We start from the raw sequence: 14,283 nt of genomic DNA, 5'->3' as shown, positions 1-14,283 counted from the left end.
TGCGAAAAGACCCACAGTAAAATACTGTATGCGCATACAGCAAAACAAGGAACGCTTCGTGGCCACCACCTCCGCACCTGCCAGCAGTTACGAACAACTGGGCATTCGCATCCAGAAAATCATCAACTCGCCCACCGCACAAAAAGCGCGGGCTGCACTGATCTTCCGCCTGGAGCATGAGTCGCCCGACGACTGGGCAACCCTGCTCGAAGAAATCGCCGAGAACGACAACGTCACCCTCGCCTATCGCGACGACGGTGGCGTGCAGATTTTCTGGGTTGTGCCGAAGGAAGATTGATTGCGCATGAGCGTTTCGTTTTTTGCAGTCGCTTGCCTGCTGTTCAGTGTCACGGCCGCCCATGCCGATGCACCACGCACCTTCAGCGAAGCCAAGAAGGTTGCCTGGCGCCTGTATGCGCCGCAGTCCACCGAGTTCTATTGTGGCTGCAAGTACAACGGCAACAAGGTCGATCTCGCTGCCTGCGGTTATGTACCCCGCAAGAATGCCAACCGCGCCTCGCGCATCGAGTGGGAACACATTGTCCCTGCATGGCAGATCGGCCACCAGCGCCAGTGCTGGCAGGACGGTGGGCGCAAAAATTGCGCGCGCAACGACAAGGTCTTCCAGCGCGCCGAAGCCGACCTGCACAACCTGGTGCCGAGTATCGGCGAAGTGAACGGTGATCGCAGCAACTTCAGCTTCGGCTGGCTGCCCGAGCAGCGCGGGCAATACGGCTCGTGCCTGACCCAGGTGGACTTCAAGGCCAAGAAGGTCATGCCTCGCCCGTCGATTCGCGGGATGATCGCACGCACCTACTTCTATATGAGCAAGCAGTACAACTTGAAGCTGTCCAAGCAGGACCGACAATTGTACGAAGCCTGGAACAAGACCTACCCGCCGCAGGGCTGGGAACGCCAGCGCAATCAGCGGGTGGCCTGCGTGATGGGTCGCGGGAATGACTTTGTCGGCCCAGTGAACCTCAGCGCGTGCGGCTGAGGCTCAGGCCAGTGCTTGCAGGTAGGCACTGGCCTGCTGGTAGCGGGCCAGGCGAGCCATGTCTTCAGGGCCGGGAATGGCGATGCGCGTCAGGTCGCTGTTGTCGGCAAGGTCTGCCAGCTTGACCACCCGCGCCAGCGGGTCGCCTCCCAGGCGGATGACGAAGGCTTCGTAGCTTTCGTTATCGCGCCGACTCAACGCTTGCACCGCCGCCAGAATCTTCAGGGCGAAACCTTCACGGGCCAGGTCCGACAGGGTCATGGGCGAATCTTCAAGCACATCGTGCAGCACCGCGACAATGCGCTGCTCTACGGTCGATACCCGCAGCATCACCCGCAATGGATGCAGAATATATGCAGCACCACCCTTGTCGTGCTGCCCTTCGTGCGCCTTTGCCGCCACCGCAATGGCCCGTTCCAACGTCGACATTAGGCCCCTCCCACTCAACGCCCGCGCCATTCACGACGCGCCATGCTGTAGACATCGGTCAACCCGCCGCCACACAAAGCATAGTCAAGCAATTGTCCTTCGACTTCAAAGCCATGGCACTTGCACAACCCCTGAACATGCTGTTCGGTGGCACGCTGCAGGGTAATGACGGGGGATGCTTTCTTCATCACGGCTCTCCTTGCGTTGAGCCGTGAGTGTACGGGGCCGGGAAAGATGCTGGCTAGCGCGTCGCACCGTGCTGGATGATCACCGAGTCAGTCCCCAGGCGCGCCATCACATCGTCTTGCCGCGATTCGGCCTCGGCTTTGGTCGCGAACGGGCCAAGCAGCACCACCGGCTTACCGTCGCGATAGGCGACCGAAGACGGAATCTGCTTCTCGATCAGGCGTGCGGTCATGTCGCTCAGGGCGCCCATGTTCGGGCCCTGGACAATCTCGACATCCCAGCCTTCAGGGGCGGGCTGGTCAGCCAGGGCGTCGGCGCGGCGCTGCAGATCGGCACCGCCGCAGATTTCGCGAATACGCAGGTTGCTACCCTTGTCGGCGAGGAGAATCTCGTAGCCGTCGGTACCCTTGATTGCCACGTAGCTGCGGTATGGCAGGAAGGTGCCGGTATCGTCCTTGGTACGCACCTGGCCACAGATATCACCCTGAGTGTCGGTCCGTACGTTGGCGAACTTGGCTGTCTTGGGGTTTGGCAGCTGTTCGGCAATCTGCTTGTGAACACCTTCGATTTCGTTTTCACAGCCGGCCAGCGCCAGAACTGCCATTACCATCGCCACTTTGCGCACGCGTCTATCTCCTGAATACAAGCGGCGGATTCTAGCATTTATGGGGCGTAGCCGCTGCGGTCGGGCTGCGATCGGGCGCGAAGCGACCGCAATACTTGCATCGGCGGCAGTTGCACAGTTGATCGCAGCCTGGCGGCAGCGGCTACCGCATTCAGGAAACCGGAATGCAAAAAGGGCGATCCTTTCGGATCGCCCTTTCTGTCGAGATTTGGTAGGCACAATTGGACTCGAACCAACGACCCCCACCATGTCAAGGTGGTGCTCTAACCAACTGAGCTATGTGCCTGCTGTGGGGCGCATAATACGCAGGCATGTACCTGTCGTAAAGCGAAATTTCATAAAAAAATCAGCAGCTTTAGTCTTTCGAGCAAACCCGCCCAAAACAAAAAAGGCGACCCTTGCGGATCGCCTTCCTGGTACCGCCAGCAGGGGCGGATTTGATTTGGTAGGCACAATTGGACTCGAACCAACGACCCCCACCATGTCAAGGTGGTGCTCTAACCAACTGAGCTATGCGCCTGCTGTGGGGCGGCATTCTACGGAATCGGCTGACAGTGTCAACTCTTTTTTTCACGCTAAGCCACTGAATCTTAAAAATATTTATGAAAACCCCCAGTAAAGGATTTTCAACACACGACTAGCGGGTGTTTATTATTATTGATAGCATCGGTACAGTCGTAAAAAATATAAAACAGAGGTTTCGCAGCATGGCCAATACCCCCTACCCTCAATCCTACTACGCCGCATCGGCCAATCCGGTACCGCCGCGCCCGGCGTTGCAGGAAGAGGTCCAGACCGACGTCTGCGTGATCGGCGCCGGCTACACCGGTCTGTCCAGCGCACTGTTCCTGCTGGAAGCGGGCTTTAGTGTAACCGTGCTGGAAGCTGCCAAGGTTGGTTTCGGCGCGTCGGGCCGCAACGGCGGCCAGATCGTCAACAGTTATAGCCGTGACATCGACGTGATCGAGCGCACCGTCGGCCCCAAGCAGGCGCAACTGCTCGGCCATATGGCCTTTGAAGGCGGCCGTATCATTCGTGAGCGCGTGGCCAAGTACAACATCCAGTGCGACCTTAAGGACGGCGGTGTGTTCGCAGCCCTGACCGCCAAGCAGATGGGCCACCTGGAATCGCAAAAACGCCTGTGGGAACGTTTCGGCCACACCCAGCTGGAACTGATGGACCAGAAGCGTATCCGTGAAGTGGTCGATTGCGACCAGTACCTGGGCGGCATGCTCGACATGAGTGGCGGTCATATCCACCCGCTGAACCTGGCCCTGGGCGAAGCTGCCGCGGTCGAGTCGCTGGGCGGCAAGATCTACGAGCAGTCCCCGGCCGTGCGCATCGAGCGTGGCGCCAACCCTGTCGTCCATACCCCGCAAGGTAAAGTGCGCGCCAAGTTCATCATCGTTGCCGGTAATGCCTACCTCGGCAACCTGGTGCCGGAGCTGGCCGCCAAGTCCATGCCGTGCGGCACCCAGGTCATCACCACCGAGCCACTGGGCGAAGACCTCGCACGTCAGCTGCTGCCACAAGACTACTGCGTCGAAGACTGCAACTACCTGCTCGACTACTACCGCCTGACCGGCGACAAGCGCCTGATCTTCGGCGGCGGTGTGGTCTACGGTGCGCGCGACCCGGCCAACATCGAAGCGATCATCCGTCCGAAGATGCTCAAGGCCTTCCCACAGCTCAAGGACGTGAAGATCGACTACGCCTGGACCGGTAACTTCCTGCTGACCCTGTCGCGCCTGCCGCAAGTGGGCCGCCTGGGCGACAACATCTACTACTCCCAGGGTTGCAGTGGCCACGGCGTCACCTACACCCACCTGGCGGGCAAGGTGCTGGCTGAAGCCCTGCGTGGCCAGGCCGAGCGATTCGACGCCTTTGCCGAGCTGCCGCACTACCCGTTCCCGGGTGGCCAGATGCTGCGCGTACCGTTCAGTGCCCTCGGCGCCTGGTACTACAGCCTGCGCGACCGCCTGGGCTTCTAAGCCAGAACCCGGCTTGCGCCGTCACTGGCCCAGGGCGCTGACGGCCTGCCGGGCCGCTTGTTCCTGGCCCGCCTGGGCCAGGTCATTGGCCGCCTTGAGCCAACGATTACGATCTACCTGGGCCGGCAATTGGCCTGGCTGCTGCACCAGTACCGCCCACCCCCCCTCCTCGCTCCACGCCGACGTGAAATCATCGAAGTCCATCAGCATGCGCCTGTGATTACCGGAGCGCAGCAGTACACGCTGCTTGTAGCGGTCGTAACCGACCATCAAGGCATAGCGTGGCTGCGCCCAGAACGTCGAGCCTTCGGAATAACGCAGCAGCACCGGATTGCCGGCCGACACCTGCGCCAGCAAAGCGTTGAGTTTCGGCTCCAGCGGGTAAACCACCATGCCGTATTGACGGGCAACGTTCTGCATCGAGTCCTGCAGTTTATCCACGCCCTGAGGCAGGCCCAACTGCTGCTCAAGCAAACCTGGCGTAATACGCACCCCCTGTTGCGACAGCATGGCCGCCAGCGCCATTGGCGCGCTCTGATTGGCATTGCCGCGGTAGAACGGCACCGAACCGATTTCGACGCGCTGCGCCAGACCGTCCTTGATCGGGGCCGGTGGCTGGCTGGCACACCCCACCAGCGCAACAGCCAGCGCACAGGCCGCCAACAGGCGACGCGGGGAGGAACATGAGAAAGACAGTGGCAGCATGAACATTCGCTTGTGCTGATGCCCGGCAGACAGCGCCCGGCCCTGGGTTGCGATCATAGGCTGGCAGGCGGTGCGGGTATAGCCCGGTGGGGGCTTAGAACAAAGTAACCCAAGGGGCTAGACCATCGGTCCATGGCCTGCAACATGCCTTCGGCTAGACTACAGGGGTGTCCGCGCGACCAGCATCAAGGGCTGGCCAGGGACCTGAGGAGGCATACATGAGCCTGACAATGGCAATCCTGATGCTGGTCGGCGCCTGGTTGAGCGTCGCCGCCGCCATGCTATGGGGCGTCCTGCGGATTGCCCGCCGTCATCACCCACACCCTACCTTGCCGAAAAAGAGCAACGAGCCTGTACCTGCCCGGCGCAGTCGCCGGCATGCCGATGCGCATTGATCCCTGAAAGCATCGCGGGGCAAGCCCGCTCCCACGCTGTGTGGGAGCGGGCTTGCCCCGCGATTCACGCTTATCAACCGGTTATCAGCTTTCAGTCGCCTCACGCTTCAACCGTGCCCGACGCGACATGATGTTCAGCACCTCGATCGCCGTCGAGAACGCCATCGCCGCATACACATAGCCTTTCGGTACGTGGGCGCCGAAGCCCTCGGCGATCAGGGTCATGCCGATCATGATCAGGAAGCCCAGGGCCAGCATCACCACGGTCGGGTTGTCGTTGATGAACTTGGCCAGCGGGTCAGCCGCTACCAGCATCACGATCACGGCACTGATCACAGCAATGATCATGATCGGCAGGTGCTCGGTCATGCCCACGGCGGTAATGATGCTGTCGATCGAGAAGACGATATCCAGGATCAGGATCTGACCGATGGCAGCGGCAAAGCCCAGGGTGATGGTCGAGGACGCCTTGGCTTCAGCCTGGGCGCGTGGATCGACGCTCTCGTGGATCTCCTTGGTCGCTTTCCACAACAGGAACAGGCCACCGGCGATCAGGATCATGTCCTTCCAGGAGAAGGTATGCCCGAACACATCGACCACGGGTTCGGTCAGCTGGACGATCCAGGCCACGGTGCTCAGCAGGCCCAGGCGCATGATCAGCGCCATGCTGATACCGATGCGTCGCGCCTTGGAACGAAATTCCACCGGCAGCTTGTTGGTCAGGATAGAGATGAAAATCAGGTTATCGATGCCCAGCACGATCTCCATGGCCACCAGGGTGGCCAGGGCTACCCAGGCGGTCGGGCTTGCAGCGAGTTCCAACAAGTATTCCATGAATCAATCCTGAATCGAGGTAAGGGGTGGGTCAGATTTCTTGAGCGCTGTCATCGCGCTCGGATTTGCCGGCCTTGTCGCCACCCTGGGAGCCCGTGGCTTCACTCAGGGCCTGCTGGGCCGCGTCGTTGGTTTTATCGATGGCCTCCTTGGCCGACTCCGCTGCCTGGTTGAGCATCTGCTGGGCGGACTTTTCCGCCTGCTCGCAACCGCTCATGGCCAACAGGGCCAGCAGCAACACCAGGGGTGTACCGATGGATTTGAAGTGAAGCATCTGTGGATCTCCGTGCAAATGAATCAGTGCCCAGTCAGCAGCACCGTGATGGCTGGGGATTCTAAATATCTGGATACATCAGGAAAATTCGTATTTTCGGCAGTTATACTTCGGTTTTTACGAATCCGGACTCGGCATGCTCAATTATCGACAGCTGCACTACTTCTGGGTGGTCGCTCGCACCGGCAGCATCGTGCGCGCCGGCGAGCAACTGAACCTGACGCCCCAGACCATCAGCGGGCAGATCAGCCTGCTGGAGCAAACCTACGGCATCGAGCTGTTTCGCCGGGTCGGCCGGCAACTGGAACTGACCGAAAGCGGCCGCCAGACCCTGACCTACGCCGAGCAAATGTTCCAGATTGGCGGTGAGCTTGAGGCCATGCTGCGGGCACGCCCGGATGAGCAACAGATCCTGTTCCGGGTCGGGGTGGCCGATGTGGTGCCCAAGTCGATCGTCTACCGCCTGCTGGCACCGACCATGGACATGGAAGACGCCCTGCGCCTGAGCTGCCGCGAAGACAAACTCGAACGCCTGCTGGCGGACCTGGCGATCCAGCGCCTGGACCTGGTAATTTCCGACAGCCCCATGCCCAGCCATCTGGACATCAAGGGCTACAGCCAGAAACTGGGCGAATGCGGCATCAGTTTTTTTGCCACCCCTAGCCTGGCCGCCAGCCTCGGCGAGGACTTTCCGGCCTGCCTGCAGAACGCACCGTTACTGATTCCCGGCCAGGAAACCGTGGTGCGCAGCCGCCTGCTGCGCTGGTTCGCCGAACAACAACTGCAGCCCAGAATTGTCGGCGAGTTCGATGACAGCGCCTTGATGCAGGCCTTCGGCCAATCCGGCAGTGGGATTTTCATCGGCCCCAGCGTGATTGCCGATGAGGTGTGCAATCAGTACGGCGTCGAACTGATCGGCCAGACTGACGCCGTGATCGAGTCGTTCTACGCCATCTCGGTAGAGCGCAAGGTCAAGCACCCCGGCATCATCGCCATCACCGAAGGCGCCCGGCGCCAGCTGTTCAACTGGTAGTGCGCACCCGCGCCAGGCCCAGCGCCAGCGCCAGCAGCACCGACAGGCCAATCAGCAAGGCGGCGGAATAACCGAGACTGGCCAGACCCAGGCTGTCGATCACCCGGCCACCCATCACGGCCCCCAGGCCGATACCCAGGTTGGCCCCGGCGATATTCAGCGAAGCGGCAAAGGCCGGTGCCTGCGGCGCAGCCTTGATCACCCGCACATGGCTGACCAGGAACAACGCCGCCTGCGCAGCCCCCCAAATCGCCAGCGCCACGATCAGGCCGTAAGTGGAATGAATGCTCGGCACCAGGGCAATCAAACCCACAAGCATCACCGCGCAAAAGCCTGCCGACGCCAGCAAGGGGTGGCGATCCACAGCGCGGCCGCCCAGGCTGTTGCCAATCAGGCCCACGGCACCGAAGCCCATCAAGTACCAACCGACCCGCGCCCCGTCGAAGCCCGCCAGGCGTTCGAGAATGTCGGCCAGGTAGGTGTAGGCGGTAAACATGCCGCTGAACACCAGCACCGAGAGCAGCACATGCCCTTGCAGCAGACCACTGCGCAGCAATCCGAACTGACCGCGCAACGAAGTGACCTGGTTATGCCGTGGGGTGCGCGGCAAATAGAAGTGCAGCAGCAGCGCCTTGGCCAGGGCCAGTACCGCAAGCAGGGCAAATGCCGCGCGCCAGCCCAGGGCGTCGCCTATCAAAGTACCGACTGGAATACCGAATACCGTGGCACACACGACGCCAAAGCTGATTTTCGCGATGGCCCGGCCGGCATAGGCCGGGCCGACAATATCCACTGCCGTTTCACTGGCCAGCGACCAGAACACCGGCAAGCCCAGCGCTGGCAGCAACCGCGCCAGGCCCATCACATAGATGTTGGGCGCCAGTGCTGCCAAGGCATTGCAACCGGCGAACAACAGCAAAATGCCGACAAACAGGCGCTTGCGCTCAAGGCGCGCGCACCAGGCCGTGAGGAACGGCCCGAAGCAGGCCACGGTAAACGCAAACAGCGTGACCAGCAGGCCGGCCTGGGGAATGCTCACAGCCAGGTCCCGCGCAATGCCCGGCAACAGGCCGACAATCACGAACTCAGTGGTCAACACGGTGAAGCCTGCGGCAGCCAGCAACAGAATCGGCAGTAACATCTACACTCCAGAAGTTCTAAACATCCACGGCCCGCGGCCGTTTCGAGGGGGCGCGCATACTACACCCGCCGCGCGACCGTCTGACACAGGGCCGTCACCAAAAGTGGCTGCTGTGCTAAAGTCGCGCCCCTTTCACGGCCCTGAACGCCTGGCGCCCCTGCATTTTCGGCGTCGCGACGGGCTTGGAGCCCTCTTACAAGACCGAGAAACACCCGACATGACACCCGTTCTAAAGCTGTTGAGCCGTACCAGTCTGGTGGTACAGATCATGATCGGCCTGGTGGCCGGTATCGCCCTGGCCCTGTATGACCCCGAAGTCGCCCTGACCCTGGGCTTCGTCGGCAAGGTATTTGTCTCTGCCCTGAAGGCTGTTGCACCCATCCTGGTGTTCATCCTGGTCATGGCCTCCATCGCCAACCATAAGCACGGCACCGAAACCCACATTCGCCCGATCCTGGTGCTGTACCTGCTCGGCACGTTCGCCGCGGCCGTGGTCGCCGTCATCGCCAGCATGGCCTTCCCGTCGAACCTGACGCTGAGCACCTCGGACGTTGCCCTCAGTGCTCCTGGCGGTATCGCCGACGTGCTGCAGCGCCTGCTGCTGAGCGTGGTCGACAACCCGGTCAACGCCCTGATGAACGCCAACTTCATCGGTATCCTGGCCTGGGCAATCGGCCTAGGCGTGGCGATACGTCACGCTGGGCAAACCACCCGCACCGTAGTCGAAGACCTGTCCAATGGTGTGACCCTGATCGTGCGTGTGGTGATCCGCTTCGCGCCGCTGGGTATTTTCGGCCTGGTCTCATCGACCCTGGCCCAAGCGGGCCTGAACGCCCTGCTCGGCTACCTGCACCTGTTGGCCGTGCTGATCGGCTGCATGCTGTTCGTGGCGCTGGTGGTCAACCCACTGATCGTGTTCTGGAAGATCCGCCGCAACCCCTACCCGCTGGTGCTGCTGTGCCTGCGTGAAAGCGGCATCACCGCCTTCTTTACCCGCAGCTCCGCCGCCAACATTCCGGTCAACCTGGCCCTGAGCGAAAAACTCGGCCTGCACGAAGACACCTACTCGGTGTCGATCCCGCTGGGCGCAACCATCAACATGGCCGGCGCTGCCACGACCATCACCGTCCTCACCCTGGCAGCGGTACACACCCTCGGCATTGCCGTCGACATCCCCACCGCCATCTTGCTCAGCGTCGTTGCAGCCGTGTGCGCCTGTGGTGCTTCGGGCGTGGCTGGTGGTTCGCTGCTGCTGATTCCGCTGGCGTGCAGCCTGTTCGGCATTCCCAGTGAAATCGCCATGCAAGTGGTGGCCGTGGGCTTCATAATCGGTGTGCTGCAGGATTCGGCGGAAACCGCGCTGAACTCCTCCACCGACGTACTGTTCACCGCGGCGGCCTGCATGGCCAACGACCGTCACACTGCCTGAGCCTGACCCGCAGCCGGTGCGTCCTGCACCGGCTGCTTGTGTTTTACCCTGTCGCGCACCTAGGCTAGAGGCCTTACTTCGCAAAGAGACAGGGTCATGTCCGACGAAAACGAATCCCCTTCCGAAGCCCGTTTCAACAGCACCGAGATCCGCGTCCTCGGCTCGCTGATCGAGAAACAGGCCACCAGCCCCGAAACCTACCCCCTGACTTTGAACGCCCTGGTGCTGGCCTGCAACCAGAAGACCAGCCGCGAACCGGTGACGAACCTGAGCCAGGGCCAGGTCGGCCAGGCCCTGCGCGCCCTTGAGGGCCAGGGGTTGACCCGTTTGCAGATGGGCAGCCGTGCCGACCGCTGGGAACATCGTGTAGACAAGGCCCTGGAGCTGGTACCCGCCCAGGTCACCCTGCTGGGCCTGATGTTTTTGCGCGGCCCGCAGACGGTGAACGAACTGCTGACCCGCAGCAGTCGCATGCATGAATTCGAGGACGCCGAGCAGGTGGTACACCAGCTGGAGCGACTGATCGCCCGCGGCTTTGCCTTGCACCTGCCGCGCCAGGCCGGGCAACGGGAAGATCGCTACACCCACGCCCTGGGTGATCCGGCCGAGATCGAAGCGATTCTGGCAGCGCGCCAACAAGGACCGGAACGCAGTGGCGGTGCAGTGTCGCTGGAGCGAATCGAGGCCCTGGAAGCACGTATTGCCGCCCTGGAAGAACGCCTGGCCCAGCTGGAATAACTGGCGTCTGCCTGACGACCGCTGCGCAGTCGATCGCAGCCTCGTTCCTCGGCAGCGGCTACAGCGTGCAGGCCATGTCCGTGTAGCCGCTGGCGCCAGCCTGCGATCGGCTGCGAAGCGGCCGTAGTTTCAACCCAACCTGGCAAACGCCACTGCCAGCTTCACCTGTTCCGGCGTCGGCCTGACCCCGGTGTACAGCACAAACTGCTCCAGCGCCTGCAAGGCAATCACCTCAAGCCCAGTGATCACTGCCCTTCCCTGGCGTTCAGCCTCGATAATAAACGGTGTGCGCGCCGGCATCGCCACCACATCGAACACCAGCTGCGCCGCCGCAATCGCCTCGAGGCTGAACGCAAGATGCTCGGCCTCCACCCCGCCAGCCATGCCAATGGGCGTGACATTCACCAGCATCGGCGGGCACAGGTCTCCCAGGTCTGCCTGCCAGCGATAGCCACAGCTATCCGCCAACTGCCGTCCCGCCTGTTCATTGCGGGCCACGATAGTACCCTGGGTAAAGCCGGCATCCCGCAAGGCGCTGGCCACCGCCTTGGCCATGCCGCCACTGCCGCGCAAGGCAAACGCCGTGTTCGGATCGACCCGGTGCAATTCAAGCAACTGGCGCACGGCCAGGTAGTCGGTGTTGTAGGCCTTGAGCCTTCCACCGTCGTTGACAATGGTATTGATCGAGTCGATCGCCGCGGCCGAAGGGTCGATCTCATCGACCAGGGCCATACAGGCTTCCTTGTACGGCATCGACACGCCACATCCACGAATCCCCAGCGCGCGAATGCCACTCACCGCCGCGGGCAAGTCCTGGGTGGTCATGGCCTTGTAATAGAAATCCAGGCCCAGTTGCTCATACAAGTGGTTGTGAAAACGCACCCCGAAACTGCCGGGGCGACCGGCCAGGGAGATGCACAACACGGTGTCTTTACCGGGAACGTGGGCCATTTGAAACTCCTTTGCGTTCGAGTCGGCATTATGCACAGCGCTCGCGTCTACCGTTGATCGGCGCTTACAAAACCTTTACTCAGACGCACTGTGCAACGCTCGGTTCCCGCAGTCTTATAGAGGTATCCCCACGTGGGTGGCTCTGTGAGGAATTCGCGATGAACCGTCATCTGCCGTCAATCGCCCTGCTGGTCGGCGCCCTGGCTGCCAGCGCGCAGGTCGCCGCCCATGGTGGGGGTGGCGGTGGAGGTCGTGGCTGGTACGGCCCAGCCCCGCTGATTGGCGCGGCGGTGGTCGGCGCCGTGGTTGGTTCGACGCTCTATGGCGGGCGCGACCGCACGGTCTACATTGAGCGCCAGCCGGTCTACTACAGCCCACCACCGGTGTATTACCAGGTTCCCCCGCCGGTGTACTACCAACCGTACCCGGTGGTCGAGCGCTATGCACCGCCGCCGCCACCCTATTACCGCGAACGCTACTACGGCCCGCCGCCGGTCTACTACGGCCCGCCGCCGGTCTACTACGGACCGCCGCGCTGGTAAGGCCGGGTCGATGACAGTGATGAACACTATCGAGCCGGTTGATTTCAACCGGCTCACTTCACGACGTAAGGTAGGCCCATGAATCGCAGGAGAACACCCATGGCCCCTATCAGCATCATGTCCGTCATCGGCAGCGCCGTCCCTGCCTCGCTAAGGGAGCTGGGCCTGCTGGCCTGCTGGTACTTGGTCCGCGAAGGTGAGGCGGTGTCCGGCCCGCTGACCTCCCTGACCGATGCCCAGGCCCTTGCCAGTCGCCTGCAGTACCCCGGCATGCGCGCCTGAGGCCCAGGCACTTTTATCGTGCGTTGCTCCGCACAGCCCCTTGCCCCGCCATTTGGCGGGGCTTTTTATGCACGCGACATCTCCGGGAGACTCAATCCAGGGCCCCCGTGAGCACTTCGTAAATGATGCCGGTGGCAATTGCCACCAGGATCAGGTCCGTGCCAGCCTGCTGCCATTCATAGCCATCGTAGTGCGGAAGCCTGCCCAATAGCCTGCCGTCCAGTTTTTTAGCAATGCCGGGGGGCAGTGGCTTTCCTCTGGCCAGGTTCTTCTGGATTCCTGGAGGCAGCGCCGAACCCGGGCTCCAATAGTCGTGGTAGTCCGTCAGAATGTTGAACACATCACCACGATTGATGCTGGGCCCATAGCTCCAATCGCCGTGATCCGAGCCCTTGGATTTCCCCGCGCCGCCCTGGTTGCCAGGGTTATGAGATTTCTGTGAATTGCCCTTGCCGTTGCCTTGACCATTGCCCGGATCGGCCAGCGCACCCACAGAAGTTGCGGCCAACGCCAGGCTGGTCAGCGCTGCGATGAATGTCTTGGATCTGAACATATCCGTACTCTCGTAAAGGGGGAAATACCCTCTGCAATGTAGACGACGCCCGCCTGGAAAGTTCATCCTGCACGCCACTGAAGACGCACCCTTCGTGCCCAAAGAACGGGTACGGGATTAAATCTTTTTCATATTTGCCCCAGCAGATACAGGGCAATCGACAGCAACTCGGCCATACTCCAGAATGCAGCGGTTTTTTTGGGGGAAAACCCTTGCACAGCCAACGACATAACAACTTTTAGTGAGCCTCAACGTGAAAACTTCCCTTTCGATTCTAAGCCTGCTGCTGTTGCTCACGGGTACCGCGACTGTCCCCACGGCCGCTGCTGCGCAACCCCCCGCCCAGGTGCAACGCGATCCTGCCAAGTTGCATCTGGCTTCCGGCGCGGCGTTGTTGATCGATCTGCAGACCAACAAGGTGCTCTACGCCAACAACCCCGACCGGGTGGTACCGATTGCCTCGGTGACCAAGCTGATGACCGGCATGGTGGTGCTCGACGCCAAGCAGAACATGGATGAAATGCTCACGGTTACCATCGCCCAGAACAAGGAAATGAAAGGTGTGTATTCGCGCGTACGGCTGGGTAGCCAACTGAACCGCAAGGACATGCTGCTGATCACCCTGATGTCGTCGGAAAACCGCGCAGCTTCTACCCTGGCCCACAACTACCCAGGCGGTTATAGCGCCTTTATCAAGGCAATGAACGCCAAGGCCAAGGCCCTGGGCATGAGCCAGACCCGTTATGTCGAGCCCACCGGGTTGTCGCACAGCAACGTGTCCACAGCCCGAGACCTGGGCAAGCTGCTGCTGGCCGCGCGCAATTACCCGATGCTCAGCGAACTGAGCAGCACCCCCGAGAAAACGGTGGCGTTCCGCAAGCCCAACTACACCCTGGGCTTTCGCAACACCGACCATCTGGTCAACAAGAGCAACTGGGACATCAAGCTGACCAAGACCGGCTTCACCAATGAAGCCGGCCACTGCCTGGTGCTGTTGACCAAGATGGACAACCGCCCGGTGGCCATGGTGATTCTCGATGCCTTCGGCAAGTACACCCACTTCGCCGATGCCAGCCGGATGCGCCAGTGGCTGGAAACCGGCAGCGCCAAGCCGGCGCCGGCAGTGGCCATGCGCTACAAGTCCGAACGCAGCCAAAACCGCCCGACAGTCGACTGAC

The 14,283-nt window shown here is 61.5% G+C and carries 19 protein-coding genes and 2 tRNA genes; 10 read left to right on the top strand and 11 right to left on the bottom strand.

Annotation, left to right across the window (positions count from 1 at the left end; translation table 11 throughout):
* Nucleotides 1–28 precede the first annotated feature (28 nt).
* Both ABVN19_RS05950 and ABVN19_RS05945 read left to right on the top strand, forming a co-directional pair.
* The gene (locus tag ABVN19_RS05950) at nucleotides 29–298 is read left to right on the top strand and encodes a DUF1654 domain-containing protein (RefSeq protein ID WP_028941657.1); all 270 of its coding nucleotides are present in this window, start codon (nucleotides 29–31) and stop codon (nucleotides 296–298) included.
* A gap of 6 nt (nucleotides 299–304) precedes the next feature.
* A complete protein-coding gene (locus tag ABVN19_RS05945; protein WP_028941656.1) occupies nucleotides 305–997 on the top strand; it encodes an endonuclease I family protein in 693 nt (230 codons plus the stop codon).
* Nucleotides 998–1,000: 3 nt separating this feature from the next.
* Here the strand turns inward: ABVN19_RS05945 and ABVN19_RS05940 are convergent, their stop codons facing one another.
* The 5 genes from ABVN19_RS05940 to ABVN19_RS05920 form a co-directional block, all read right to left on the bottom strand.
* Nucleotides 1,001–1,426, bottom strand: coding sequence for a bifunctional (p)ppGpp synthetase/guanosine-3',5'-bis(diphosphate) 3'-pyrophosphohydrolase (locus tag ABVN19_RS05940; protein ID WP_028941655.1), 426 nt, complete (start codon nucleotides 1,424–1,426; stop codon nucleotides 1,001–1,003).
* Nucleotides 1,427–1,440: 14 nt separating this feature from the next.
* A complete protein-coding gene (locus ABVN19_RS05935; RefSeq protein WP_156905589.1) occupies nucleotides 1,441–1,614 on the bottom strand; it encodes a hypothetical protein in 174 nt (57 codons plus the stop codon).
* Nucleotides 1,615–1,667: 53 nt separating this feature from the next.
* Nucleotides 1,668–2,237: an SPOR domain-containing protein gene (locus ABVN19_RS05930; protein ID WP_028941654.1), complete on the bottom strand. Its 570-nt coding sequence runs from the start codon at nucleotides 2,235–2,237 to the stop codon at nucleotides 1,668–1,670.
* A 209-nt stretch (nucleotides 2,238–2,446) separates the two neighbouring features.
* Nucleotides 2,447–2,523 (bottom strand) — tRNA-Val (locus ABVN19_RS05925).
* Between the two features lie 157 nt (nucleotides 2,524–2,680).
* A tRNA-Val gene (locus ABVN19_RS05920) sits at nucleotides 2,681–2,757 on the bottom strand.
* A 187-nt stretch (nucleotides 2,758–2,944) separates the two neighbouring features.
* Between ABVN19_RS05920 and ABVN19_RS05915 the strand changes: the two genes are divergently transcribed.
* Entirely contained in the window at nucleotides 2,945–4,228 is a 1,284-nt protein-coding gene (locus ABVN19_RS05915) for an FAD-binding oxidoreductase (RefSeq protein WP_028941653.1), read from the top strand.
* 21 nt (nucleotides 4,229–4,249) lie between these two features.
* On the opposite strand, the gene ABVN19_RS05910 is transcribed toward ABVN19_RS05915, so the two are convergent.
* Nucleotides 4,250–4,990 (bottom strand): PA2778 family cysteine peptidase, encoded by a 741-nt coding sequence (locus tag ABVN19_RS05910; RefSeq protein WP_028941652.1) that lies wholly within the window; start codon nucleotides 4,988–4,990, stop codon nucleotides 4,250–4,252.
* A gap of 161 nt (nucleotides 4,991–5,151) precedes the next feature.
* Here ABVN19_RS05910 and ABVN19_RS05905 point away from each other — a divergent pair, with 161 nt between their 5' ends.
* Entirely contained in the window at nucleotides 5,152–5,328 is a 177-nt protein-coding gene (locus tag ABVN19_RS05905; protein ID WP_167332081.1) for a hypothetical protein, read from the top strand.
* Nucleotides 5,329–5,412: 84 nt separating this feature from the next.
* On the opposite strand, the gene ABVN19_RS05900 is transcribed toward ABVN19_RS05905, so the two are convergent.
* Nucleotides 5,413–6,162, bottom strand: coding sequence for a TerC family protein (locus ABVN19_RS05900; protein ID WP_028941651.1), 750 nt, complete (start codon nucleotides 6,160–6,162; stop codon nucleotides 5,413–5,415).
* Between the two features lie 31 nt (nucleotides 6,163–6,193).
* Entirely contained in the window at nucleotides 6,194–6,436 is a 243-nt protein-coding gene (locus tag ABVN19_RS05895) for a hypothetical protein (RefSeq protein WP_028941650.1), read from the bottom strand.
* A 136-nt stretch (nucleotides 6,437–6,572) separates the two neighbouring features.
* On the opposite strand from ABVN19_RS05895, the gene nhaR reads away from it, so the two are divergent.
* Nucleotides 6,573–7,469 carry a transcriptional activator NhaR gene (nhaR, locus tag ABVN19_RS05890; protein WP_028941649.1) on the top strand — a complete coding sequence of 299 codons (897 nt, stop codon included), beginning with the start codon at nucleotides 6,573–6,575 and terminating at the stop codon, nucleotides 7,467–7,469.
* Here nhaR and ABVN19_RS05885 read toward each other — a convergent pair.
* A complete protein-coding gene (locus tag ABVN19_RS05885; protein WP_105641800.1) occupies nucleotides 7,459–8,610 on the bottom strand; it encodes an MFS transporter in 1,152 nt (383 codons plus the stop codon). The genes nhaR and ABVN19_RS05885 overlap by 11 nt on opposite strands.
* A 217-nt stretch (nucleotides 8,611–8,827) precedes the next feature.
* On the opposite strand from ABVN19_RS05885, the gene sstT reads away from it, so the two are divergent.
* Together sstT and ABVN19_RS05875 are read left to right on the top strand one after the other, a co-directional pair.
* On the top strand, nucleotides 8,828–10,039 hold the full coding sequence (gene sstT / locus ABVN19_RS05880; protein WP_028941647.1) for a serine/threonine transporter SstT: 1,212 nt from the start codon (nucleotides 8,828–8,830) through the stop codon (nucleotides 10,037–10,039).
* Between the two features lie 96 nt (nucleotides 10,040–10,135).
* On the top strand, nucleotides 10,136–10,777 hold the full coding sequence (locus ABVN19_RS05875; protein ID WP_028941646.1) for a DUF480 domain-containing protein: 642 nt from the start codon (nucleotides 10,136–10,138) through the stop codon (nucleotides 10,775–10,777).
* A gap of 129 nt (nucleotides 10,778–10,906) precedes the next feature.
* On the opposite strand, the gene ABVN19_RS05870 is transcribed toward ABVN19_RS05875, so the two are convergent.
* Nucleotides 10,907–11,728: a shikimate 5-dehydrogenase gene (locus tag ABVN19_RS05870; RefSeq protein WP_105641801.1), complete on the bottom strand. Its 822-nt coding sequence runs from the start codon at nucleotides 11,726–11,728 to the stop codon at nucleotides 10,907–10,909.
* Nucleotides 11,729–11,886: 158 nt separating this feature from the next.
* Here ABVN19_RS05870 and ABVN19_RS05865 point away from each other — a divergent pair, with 158 nt between their 5' ends.
* Nucleotides 11,887–12,270 carry a hypothetical protein gene (locus ABVN19_RS05865; protein WP_105641802.1) on the top strand — a complete coding sequence of 128 codons (384 nt, stop codon included), beginning with the start codon at nucleotides 11,887–11,889 and terminating at the stop codon, nucleotides 12,268–12,270.
* A 99-nt stretch (nucleotides 12,271–12,369) separates the two neighbouring features.
* A complete protein-coding gene (locus tag ABVN19_RS05860; protein ID WP_028941643.1) occupies nucleotides 12,370–12,552 on the top strand; it encodes a hypothetical protein in 183 nt (60 codons plus the stop codon).
* Between the two features lie 91 nt (nucleotides 12,553–12,643).
* Here ABVN19_RS05860 and ABVN19_RS05855 read toward each other — a convergent pair whose 3' ends face one another.
* Nucleotides 12,644–13,105 (bottom strand): anti-virulence regulator CigR family protein, encoded by a 462-nt coding sequence (locus ABVN19_RS05855; protein ID WP_028941642.1) that lies wholly within the window; start codon nucleotides 13,103–13,105, stop codon nucleotides 12,644–12,646.
* A 253-nt stretch (nucleotides 13,106–13,358) separates the two neighbouring features.
* Here ABVN19_RS05855 and pbpG point away from each other — a divergent pair, with 253 nt between their 5' ends.
* Complete coding sequence (gene pbpG / locus ABVN19_RS05850; RefSeq protein ID WP_028941584.1) at nucleotides 13,359–14,282, top strand: D-alanyl-D-alanine endopeptidase; 924 nt, start codon at nucleotides 13,359–13,361, stop codon at nucleotides 14,280–14,282.
* The last annotated feature ends 1 nt before the right edge of the window (nucleotide 14,283 follow it).

This window comes from Pseudomonas vranovensis (assembly GCF_040438935.1).
GTDB classification, from domain to species: Bacteria; Pseudomonadota; Gammaproteobacteria; order Pseudomonadales; family Pseudomonadaceae; genus Aquipseudomonas; species Aquipseudomonas vranovensis.
Note: the sequence above shows the minus strand (reverse complement) of the source record. Positions and strands in the feature narration are given on the sequence as shown.

Coding starts and splice junctions, on each gene's coding strand:
- ABVN19_RS05950 (WP_028941657.1), top strand. CDS start 29: ATGCGCATACAGCAAAACAAGGAACGCTTCGTGGCCACCACCTCCGCA.
- ABVN19_RS05945 (WP_028941656.1), top strand. CDS start 305: ATGAGCGTTTCGTTTTTTGCAGTCGCTTGCCTGCTGTTCAGTGTCACG.
- ABVN19_RS05940 (WP_028941655.1), bottom strand. CDS start 1,426: ATGTCGACGTTGGAACGGGCCATTGCGGTGGCGGCAAAGGCGCACGAA.
- ABVN19_RS05935 (WP_156905589.1), bottom strand. CDS start 1,614: ATGAAGAAAGCATCCCCCGTCATTACCCTGCAGCGTGCCACCGAACAG.
- ABVN19_RS05915 (WP_028941653.1), top strand. CDS start 2,945: ATGGCCAATACCCCCTACCCTCAATCCTACTACGCCGCATCGGCCAAT.
- ABVN19_RS05910 (WP_028941652.1), bottom strand. CDS start 4,990: ATGATCGCAACCCAGGGCCGGGCGCTGTCTGCCGGGCATCAGCACAAG.
- ABVN19_RS05905 (WP_167332081.1), top strand. CDS start 5,152: ATGAGCCTGACAATGGCAATCCTGATGCTGGTCGGCGCCTGGTTGAGC.
- ABVN19_RS05900 (WP_028941651.1), bottom strand. CDS start 6,162: ATGGAATACTTGTTGGAACTCGCTGCAAGCCCGACCGCCTGGGTAGCC.
- ABVN19_RS05895 (WP_028941650.1), bottom strand. CDS start 6,436: ATGCTTCACTTCAAATCCATCGGTACACCCCTGGTGTTGCTGCTGGCC.
- nhaR (WP_028941649.1), top strand. CDS start 6,573: ATGCTCAATTATCGACAGCTGCACTACTTCTGGGTGGTCGCTCGCACC.
- ABVN19_RS05885 (WP_105641800.1), bottom strand. CDS start 8,610: ATGTTACTGCCGATTCTGTTGCTGGCTGCCGCAGGCTTCACCGTGTTG.
- sstT (WP_028941647.1), top strand. CDS start 8,828: ATGACACCCGTTCTAAAGCTGTTGAGCCGTACCAGTCTGGTGGTACAG.
- ABVN19_RS05875 (WP_028941646.1), top strand. CDS start 10,136: ATGTCCGACGAAAACGAATCCCCTTCCGAAGCCCGTTTCAACAGCACC.
- ABVN19_RS05870 (WP_105641801.1), bottom strand. CDS start 11,728: ATGGCCCACGTTCCCGGTAAAGACACCGTGTTGTGCATCTCCCTGGCC.
- ABVN19_RS05865 (WP_105641802.1), top strand. CDS start 11,887: ATGAACCGTCATCTGCCGTCAATCGCCCTGCTGGTCGGCGCCCTGGCT.
- ABVN19_RS05860 (WP_028941643.1), top strand. CDS start 12,370: ATGGCCCCTATCAGCATCATGTCCGTCATCGGCAGCGCCGTCCCTGCC.
- ABVN19_RS05855 (WP_028941642.1), bottom strand. CDS start 13,105: ATGTTCAGATCCAAGACATTCATCGCAGCGCTGACCAGCCTGGCGTTG.